The organism is Gordonibacter pamelaeae 7-10-1-b (genome assembly GCF_000210055.1).
Classification (GTDB): Bacteria; Actinomycetota; Coriobacteriia; order Coriobacteriales; family Eggerthellaceae; genus Gordonibacter; species Gordonibacter pamelaeae.
In genome coordinates this window covers 600,330-601,596 of sequence record NC_021021.1, presented here as the reverse complement: position 1 = coordinate 601,596, position 1,267 = coordinate 600,330, and the positions used below count along the sequence as shown (strand labels likewise).

The 1,267-nt window shown below is 66.3% G+C and carries 1 protein-coding gene; it reads left to right on the top strand.

Features of this window, described 5'->3' with window-relative positions:
• Positions 1-181: 181 nt before the first annotated feature.
• Positions 182-1,267: ABC transporter ATP-binding protein (locus GPA_RS02845; RefSeq protein ID WP_167536587.1), on the top strand; the 1,086-nt coding region annotated here is incomplete at its 3' end.

Sequence of the window (1,267 nt, the reverse complement as noted above, 5' to 3'; positions counted from 1 at the left end):
CTCATGGGCGCGGAGATATTCGGCCTGGCCGCCGCGCCGTACCTGGCGCTCGCCGTGGCCGTGGCCTACGCGGGCAGCCGCGACGTGGGCGTGTTCGGGCACGGCACGGTAAGCGAGCTCGAGCGCCTGCGCGCACGGGCCCGCGAAGAACGCATGCGAAAGCACCGGAGGTAGCGCTACAATGGCAACCATGGACACTAAGAAGAATACCCCGGCCCCTGCGGCCGATCCCACGGCCCCTTCGGGCGCCGACGAGCCGCGCGTTTCCGCGCGCCAGGTGCTCGCGCGCTTCGTCGCCTATTACAAGCCCTACAAGTTCCTGTTCTTCTTCGACCTCGTGTGCGCCTCGGTGCTCGCCGCGGTCGATCTGGCCTTCCCCCAGTTCCTGGGCTTCTTCACGAGGGAGTTCTTCCTGGAGCCGCCCGAGGCCATCCTCTCGGCGCTCGGCTGGATCGCGCTCGGGTTCGCCGCGCTCTACGCCCTGCGCACGGCCTGCCAGTACTTCATCACGGCGTGGGGCCATATCATGGGCGCGCGCATGGAGGCCGACATGCGCATGGACCTGTTCAGGCAGTACCAGCGCCTGTCGTTCAGCTACTACGACCGCAACAACACCGGCGAGATGATGAGCAAGCTGCTCACCGACCTGTTCGACATATCGGAGCTGGCGCACCACGGGCCGGAGAACCTGTTCATCTGCATCCTGAAGATCGCGGGCTCGTTCGTGCTGCTGTTCATGATCAACGTGCCGCTCACGGCCATCATGCTGGCGGCCACGGCGGTCATGGCGGCCTACGCGTTCTGGCGCAACTACCGCAAGCGCGTCATCTTCACGGAGAACCGCAGGAAGATGGCCGACATCAACGCGCGGCTGCAGGACTCGCTCGGCGGCATCCGCGTGGTGAAGTCGTTCGGCAACGAGGGCGTGGAGATAGCGAAGTTCGGCGGCACGAACGAGCGTTTCGTGGACACGAAGGAGAGCTCGTACAGGTTCATGGGCGCGTTCCACGCGGTGAACTCGGTGTTCACCGGCGTGCTGTACACCGTGACCATCGTGGGCGGCGGCTACTTCGTGGCAACCGGCGGCCTGGCGCCCGCCGAGCTCGCCATCTACGCCCTGTACATCGGCATCTTCCTGTCGCCCATCGAGCAGCTCATCAACTTCACCGAGCAGTTCCAGAAGGGCTACGCGGGCTTCCGCCGCTTCATGGAGGTGCTGGCCGTGCGGCCCGACGTGCGCAACCGGCCCGGCGCCCTGCCGCTTGCG